Source organism: Microcystis sp. LSC13-02 (genome assembly GCA_002282935.1).
Lineage (GTDB): Bacteria > Cyanobacteriota > Cyanobacteriia > Cyanobacteriales > Microcystaceae > Microcystis.
Genome location: MTBT01000077.1, coordinates 7,059 through 14,540 on the forward strand (window position 1 = coordinate 7,059; position 7,482 = coordinate 14,540).

A 7,482-nucleotide genomic window follows, 5' to 3' on the forward strand; every position below is an offset into this window, starting at 1 on the left:
CAAGGGCAACAAAGCCTGAAACTCCTGACTCCTGACTCCTGACTCCTGACTCCTACCCCCACCGAAAAACTTTTTCAGCAGACCCTACTTAGTTGATGATAGGTGGTGCGTTACGACGGATTGTTACCTTCAAGTCAAAGCAGCAATTTCGGCCGTCTAACGCACCCTAAGTTTTACCACTGAGGTTGATGTTTTTAAGCATTATTGACCTTCTCACCTCTAAGAGCCAAAAATAAACAGAGACGACCCAAACCCAAGATTGTTGGTGAGAAGTTTTCCTGACTGGGGGCCTCTAGATGGCAACCGGCAAATTCTTGCTGTATTTCTGTTAGAAAATAGGGCCAAATGGTTAAGAAAAAATTACCGCTAAAAATTATTCGATCGATATCTTCAAGACTTTTTTGCTGTTTTTCTAACAAATCATTAACTTTTTGTCTTAAATTATCTATATATGGTATAATGACCTTCTTATTTAAATCGGTGCGACTGACCGTCCAAGTATGACCGGCTAGAGAGGAGGTAAATTCGCTTTCTTCTTGAAGGATTAATTTAGTTAATCTAGCGGCTGCCAGTAAAGATTTTTTTAAGGGATTAGTATCGGTGAGAGCGGAGCGGGAAAGAGGCAAAAAAGAACGCCAGAGAGGATAAATTAAGTGAGAGAGTATGGCCCGTTCATAGGTGTTTTCCCCGTAGTTAAAATGGCTCAGAGCGATCGCTTGACGGGATAAAGAGCGAGTTTGCGGTGGGACTTCCACTATTGCTAAAGTGGTAGTCTCCCGCTTCCCTTCGATAACCAGTAGGGTTTGGGGTTGGGGTTGGTCGCTAGTGGGAATATGGGCCAGAGCAGTAGCGATCGCTGTTTCTAGACTAGATAGGCGATCGGGGGGTATTAGTTGCGCTGTGAGAAGGGCTTTTTTCAGGTCATCCGTGGGGGTTTCCCCGTCATCGGTGATAATAATAGCTTCTAATCGCTCTAGGGCTTCCCAGAGCCAAGAATCGGTGCTAAAATCCCGATTAGATAGCCAGCTAATTAGATATTCGTCCACCTGAGGGCAGGGTAAGCGATCGCTTGTTCCCGTTGCCAGACTCCAAGAAAGAGGATAAAAATCGATCAGTCCTTGGCTTTCCCGAAAAAAGACAACTTTTACCCCCTCTGGTTGCACCTCCATTCCCAGCGACCAACGGGCAACTTCAGGGGTTGGATCGGGCAACAATAAGGGAGAAAGCAGCGCTCTGGCCGATTCTAATTGTTGACGAGTGGCGATAATTGTCTCGGAAGTAACTTCTTGCGGGTTAACTAGAGAAGAAATCACCTTGGCAAGAATCCGATCGATCTCGGTCAGTAGGGAGGAAAAATCTGGTTTATCGGTCACTGGATAACTAAAAATACCCACAACTTTCCATTGTAGAATCACCCACCTAAAACGAACAAAATTTAAATATTAAACTATGGAAGAAAAACGCTATCCTGCCGAAAAATCAGCAGAAATTCAAAAATTATTAGATACAGCCACTTTATTTGTCGGTTTGCCCCCTGAAACCCTCGCTCAAGTTACTTCTCATGCTGTCACCCGCACTCATCCTGCTAATCGGGCGATTTTATTAGAAAATGATTGGGGTGGTTCGGTTTACTTTATTCTGGATGGTTGGGTGAAAATTCGTACTTACGATGTAGAGGGTAGAGAAGTCACCTTAAATATCGTCGGTAAAGGGGAAATAGTCGGAGAAATGGCCGCTTTAGAAGAATCTACCCGCTCCACCGATGCTATCACCTTAACCACGGCCACAATTAGCAGTATTCCCGCCCAAGATTTTATTAATCTGCTCATATCGGAGCCTTTAGCGGGAATTCGTCTTTCTCAGTTACTGGCCAAGCGTTTACGTCAACTTAACCGGCGTTTACGTTTGCGCGAGGCCGATAGTCTCTCCAGAGTCGTCGATACTTTACTCTTTTTGGCCGAAGGTCAAGGACAAAAAAGCGGCCAGGGTACGATAATTCCTAATTTACCTCACCGGGAATTGAGTAGCCGGGAAACCGTGACCCGATCCCTGACCAAATTGGAGAAAAAAGGCCTGATTCAAAGACAGCAGGAATCTCTGTGTATTCCCGATCTGGCCGCTCTAGAAAAAGCGATCACCTAAATTCAGTGATCAGTGATCAGTGATCATACTAAATCCGGTTATTAAAGACTGATTATCTATTCCTCCTTTTGCCTATTGCCTATTGCCTCTTGCCTATCCTGATATGTAGCCTATACTCAACGGATTTAGTATGACCGAAAGATTAACCAGTTTTGGAGTGGTGCTGGTGACAACAACCAGCGAAACGGAAGCGGAAAACTTAGCGATCGCCTTACTTAACGAGCGATTGGCAGCTTGTGTCAGTATTTACCCGATTCGTTCCATTTATCGTTGGCAGGGACAGATTGAAAACGAGCGCGAATGGCAATTAGCGATTAAAACTGATTTAAAGCAGTTTGAGCAGTTATCGGCGAAGATACAGGAACTTCATACCTATGCAGTCCCAGAAATCATCGCTTTACCGATTGTAGCGGGTTCTCAGACCTATTTAGACTGGTTAGCCTCCCATACGGGTGGGGTGTCAGAATAGACCAATCGGTAAGTTTAGCGAAAAAAATCTATATAATTCTTAATAAACTATCTCAGGAAGCGCAAAAAGTTTTAATCTAGATGCTGATTAAATTTTTAAACATCTGGTTTTAAGACCGATCGCCTCCACGATTGGAGAACTCAGCACATCGTCAAGGGAGATAGTTAAAATCCAATGAGTCTTAAGGCAAGCGGTGGCAGCTCCTTAGCGCGTCCCCAACTCTATCAAACCGTCCCAGTATCTGCCATTACCCAAGCAGAACAACAAGACCGCTTTCTCGATAAACCCGAACTCAATGAACTGATCGCCTACTTCCAATCGGGGAGCAAGCGCTTAGATATTGCCCAAACGCTCACCCGGAACTCCGATCTGATCGTCTCGCGGGCAGCTAACCGGATTTTTACCGGTGGTTCACCCATGGCCTACCTAGAAAAACCCCCCGTGGAAGAATTGGCCCTGGTGGGTGCGGGTAAAGTTACCAACGTCCAGGAAGGGATGAAATTAGGAACCGTTACCTACGCTGAAAGCGGGGCCGGTGGCGGCAGTGGCATACTCGGTGGCTTAAAAGGGATTTTCACCTCTAGCGGCCCGATTCCCCCCGGATTCCGACCGATTAACGTCTCTCGTTACGGTCCGAGCAATATGCAGAAGTCCCTCCGGGATTTATCCTGGTTCCTGCGTTACGTTACCTATGCGATCGTGGCCGGTGATACCAGTATCCTGATCGTTAACACCCGCGGTTTAAGGGAAGTTCTCGAAAATGCCTGTTCCATTGATGCCACCATCGTGGCCCTACAAGAAATGCGGGCCGCTTCGATCGAGTATTTCCAAAGAGACAAGGATGCGGCCACTTTAATCAGTGACTATTTCAATATCCTACTGGGTGAATTAAAAGCCCCCACCCCCTCTAATAAACTGCGTCAGCGTCCCAGTAGTGACCAACAGGGTTTAAGTCTTCCCCAAAGCTACTACAACGCCGCCGAAAAACGGCAAAAGTTTGTCATGAAAACTGGTTTATCGGAGTCGGAAAAATCTTCGATTATCAAGGCCACCTACAGACAAATTTTTGAACGGGACATCACTCGCGCCTACAGTCAGTCCATTTCTGACCTAGAATCGAAGGTGAAAAACGGCGACATCTCGATGAAAGAATTCGTCCGTCGTCTCGGTAAATCGCCTCTCTACCGTAAACAGTTCTTTGAACCTTTTATCAATAGTCGCGCCTTAGAATTGGCTTTCCGTCATTTCCTCGGTCGCGGTCCTTCCTCCCGGGAAGAAGTGCAGAAATACTTCTCGATCGTCTCTAGCGGCGGTTTAGCGGCGTTAATCGATGCTTTAGTCGATTCTCAGGAGTATTCCGACTATTTCGGCGAAGAAACCGTTCCCTATCTCCGGGGTTTGGGTGCAGAAGCGCAGGAATGTCGTAACTGGGGGATGCAGATCGACCTGTTTAACTACAGCGCACCTTTCCGCAAAGTTCCCCAATTTATCACCACCTTTGCTAAATACGATCGCCCCTTACCGGATCAGCACGTTTACGGTTCCGGAAATGATCCCCTAGAAATCCAATTTGGGGCAATTTTCCCGAAAGAAACCCGCGAACCTAGTTCTAGTCCCGCTCCCTTTGGTAAAGATACCAAACGTATCCTCATCCACCGCGGACCTGCCACTAATAATCAAAATAGCAACCCCGGCGCCCGAGGTGAATTCCCCGGTACTTTGGGACCGAAAGTTTTCCGTCTCAATAACGAGTTACCCGGTTCTAGCAATGGGGTAAGCGTTAAATTTGGCGAAATTTCCACCCAAAGAGTGATTTTAGCGGCTTATCGTCAGGTTTTCGGTCGAATGCCCTACGAAGGTCAGCGTTTGTCCGTGGCCGAGATTAAGTTAGAAAATGGCGATATTACTCTGCGCGAGTTTATCAAAACCCTAGCTAAATCCGAGGCTTTCCGGAAAATCTACTGGACTCCTCTCTATGTGGTCAAAGCGATCGAATATATTCACCGTCGTCTGCTCGGTCGTCCCACCTACGGTCGTCAGGAAATGAATCAATATTTCGATCTTTGCTCGAAAAAAGGCTTCTATGCTTTAATCGATGCCCTTATCGACAGTCCTGAATATACGGAAGCTTTTGGTGAAGATACGGTTCCCTACGAGCGCTATCTAACTCCCCAAGGGATGCAGTTACGGATGGTGCGTTTGGGCAATCTCCGCGAAGATATCGGCCAAAGAGTTGATAAAGAGGAAACCCCGCGCTTTATTGAATTGGGTACACCTTTGGTCTCGATTCGCACTGAACCCGATATTCAATCTCGTGTCGGTCAAGGTGTCACGGTTCAACGGGAACAAACTAAGGTCTTTAAACTGTTAACTAATCTGGATAAAGTTGCCGTACAAAATACTGTTCGCGCCGCCTATCGTCAGATTTTTGAACGAGATCTCGAACCCTATATCATCAATGCCGAATTTACTGCTTTAGAGAGTAAATTAAGCAATGCTGAGATCACGGTGAAAGAGTTTATTGAGGGTTTAGGTTGTTCGGATCTTTACCTGAAAGAATTCTATGCTCCCTATCCGAATACGAAAGTAATTGAATTGGGAACCAAGCACTTCTTAGGTCGCGCTCCCTTGAATCAAAAGGAAATCCAGAAATATAACCAAATTCTGGCAACTAAGGGATTAAAAGCCTTTATCGGTGCTATGGTTAATAGCATGGAATACCTACAATTATTTGGTGAAGATACGGTTCCCTATCGTCGTTTCCCGACTCTACCAGCCGCTAATTTCCCCAATACGGAACGGTTATACAATAAGCTGACTAAACAGGATAGTGAACTGGTTGTTCCTAGTTTTAAACCAGTAGTTAAGGTTGGTGGCTAATTAGTCCTTGAAGTTAATTAATTTAGCTCGTGTTCAACACGAGCTTTTTTCAGGACAAATTACTGCCCAAAATTTATTATCGTCAATCAAGGGGATAACAATGAGCCAAATTAAAGTTAAAAACTTCGGTCCAATTAAGGCGGGTTTAGTAGAAAATGATGGTTTTATCGACGTTCGTAAAGTAACGATTTTTATCGGTAATCAAGGAACTGGAAAAAGTAGCATTGCTAAATTAATATCAACATTAAGCTGGTTGGAAAAAGCTCTATATCGTGGGGATTTAGAGGAAAAATATGTTATTAAATATAATCGTTTTGTTAAATCTTTTTGTCAGTACCAAAATTTAACCAATTACTTTTTACCCGAAACCCAAATTGAATACAATGGAGATGTTTATAGAATTAGTTTTGAAAATGCTAAATTATCGATCGAGCGTACTGATAATCCAAAGTATCGAGTACCAAAAATTATGTATGTACCGGCAGAGCGAAACTTTTTGAGTGCAGTAAGATGGCCAGAAAAACTCAAAGGACTGCCAGAATCATTATATACTTTCTGGGAAGAATTGGATCGCTCACAACAGGAATTATCTGGCAGTTTGACTTTGCCAGTAGGTGAGGTTAAATTGGAATTTGATAAACTTAATAGACTGGTCAAGATTGTGGGTAGTGATTATCAACTAAATCTATCAGAAGCTTCCAGTGGTTTTCAGTCTTTTGTTCCTTTATTTCTAGTTTCTCGAAATATTGCTTTATCGATTAATCGAACTCAAGAAACTTCCCGCAATGAACTCAGTGGAGAGGAGCAAAAAAGATTAAAAATGGAAATCGAGAAAATTCTCTCTAATGATAATCTTTCCGATGACCTAAAAAAGGCAGCACTAGAAGTGTTATCTTCTAAATACCGCAATGAGTGTTTTGTAAATATTGTGGAAGAAATCGAGCAGAATCTATTTCCCCAATCTCAGAAAAAGATTTTATATAAATTATTTGAATTTGCCAATTTAACCCAGGGAAATAAACTAATTTTAACTACTCATAGTCCTTATATTATCAACGATCTAACCCTAGCTATCAAAGCGGATAAAGTTATCAAAAAAATCCTATCATCAGCGATTTCTAACGCCGATTATCTCCAAGAAAAGCTCAACCAAATTGTCCCGAAAGCCTCTTGTATAGCGGCAGAAGATGCTATTGTATATGAATTAACAGAGCAAGGAGAAATCCGAGAACTTGCTACCTATGAGGGTTTACCTTCTGATGAAAATTATCTCAATCTTTCCCTAGGAGAGATAAATCAGCTTTTTGATGATTTACTGGAAATCGAAGAACAGTTATGAAGATTAATTTCTTTGATAAAAAATGTCAGAGTCAAACCCATCGGCATGAATTTGGAATTTGTGATCCGCCATCTCCTCGAGAAAATCCCGCTTATTTAGATACAGAAAATCCCAGTGATTGGATTGCTATTGTGGAAAACTCTCAAGAAATTGAAGTGACATTTACCGCTATTGATAAATGTATTGAAATTAGAAAACTCGATGGTAGTCGTATGGATAAACGCTGTGAGGGAATGCTGACCTATGCTAATTGTTTGATTTTTGTAGAATTAAAAGAACGAAAGGGGAAAAATTCGGTGTGGGTAGGAGACGGAGAAGAGCAACTAAGAAACACAATTCGGGTATTTATTGAAAATCATGGTATAGAGGATTATTCGTCCAGAAAAGCCTACATTGCTAATAACAAAAAGCCTAACTTTCAGACTTCACAAATGGAGAGGATGGAAAAATTTCGCCAAGAAACTGGGTTTAGATTAATCATTCAAAACACCATCAAAATTGACTGATTTAATTCTATTTGATTCGGTTGCTCTGAAGATATTTAGGGCTTGCTGAATAATCGTAAAACCCTTTTAAAATAAAGCTTTTGACCTGTTAAAGTCCGATGTTAGTGCAAGAAAATAGGATTGGGACTTTCAAAAACCTTGCATTA

The 7,482-nt window shown here is 42.9% G+C and carries 6 protein-coding genes; 5 read left to right on the forward strand and 1 reads right to left on the reverse strand.

Annotation, left to right across the window (positions count from 1 at the left end; genetic code table 11):
• Positions 1-194: 194 nt before the first annotated feature.
• A complete protein-coding gene (locus BGL89_RS04680; protein ID WP_286824674.1) occupies positions 195-1,394 on the reverse strand; it encodes an acetate and sugar kinases/Hsc70/actin family protein in 1,200 nt (399 codons plus the stop codon).
• 55 nt (positions 1,395-1,449) lie between these two features.
• Here BGL89_RS04680 and BGL89_RS04685 point away from each other — a divergent pair, with 55 nt between their 5' ends.
• From BGL89_RS04685 to BGL89_RS04705, 5 genes are all read left to right on the forward strand, one after another.
• Complete coding sequence (locus BGL89_RS04685; RefSeq protein ID WP_286824675.1) at positions 1,450-2,142, forward strand: Crp/Fnr family transcriptional regulator; 693 nt, start codon at positions 1,450-1,452, stop codon at positions 2,140-2,142.
• A 130-nt stretch (positions 2,143-2,272) separates the two neighbouring features.
• A complete protein-coding gene (gene cutA / locus BGL89_RS04690) occupies positions 2,273-2,611 on the forward strand; it encodes a divalent-cation tolerance protein CutA (RefSeq protein WP_286824676.1) in 339 nt (112 codons plus the stop codon).
• A gap of 174 nt (positions 2,612-2,785) precedes the next feature.
• Positions 2,786-5,491: a phycobilisome rod-core linker polypeptide gene (locus BGL89_RS04695; RefSeq protein WP_286824677.1), complete on the forward strand. Its 2,706-nt coding sequence runs from the start codon at positions 2,786-2,788 to the stop codon at positions 5,489-5,491.
• A gap of 100 nt (positions 5,492-5,591) precedes the next feature.
• Positions 5,592-6,830: an ATP-binding protein gene (locus tag BGL89_RS04700; RefSeq protein WP_286824678.1), complete on the forward strand. Its 1,239-nt coding sequence runs from the start codon at positions 5,592-5,594 to the stop codon at positions 6,828-6,830.
• Positions 6,827-7,336: a hypothetical protein gene (locus tag BGL89_RS04705; RefSeq protein WP_286824679.1), complete on the forward strand. Its 510-nt coding sequence runs from the start codon at positions 6,827-6,829 to the stop codon at positions 7,334-7,336. The genes BGL89_RS04700 and BGL89_RS04705 overlap by 4 nt, the downstream gene beginning before the upstream one ends.
• The last annotated feature ends 146 nt before the right edge of the window (positions 7,337-7,482 follow it).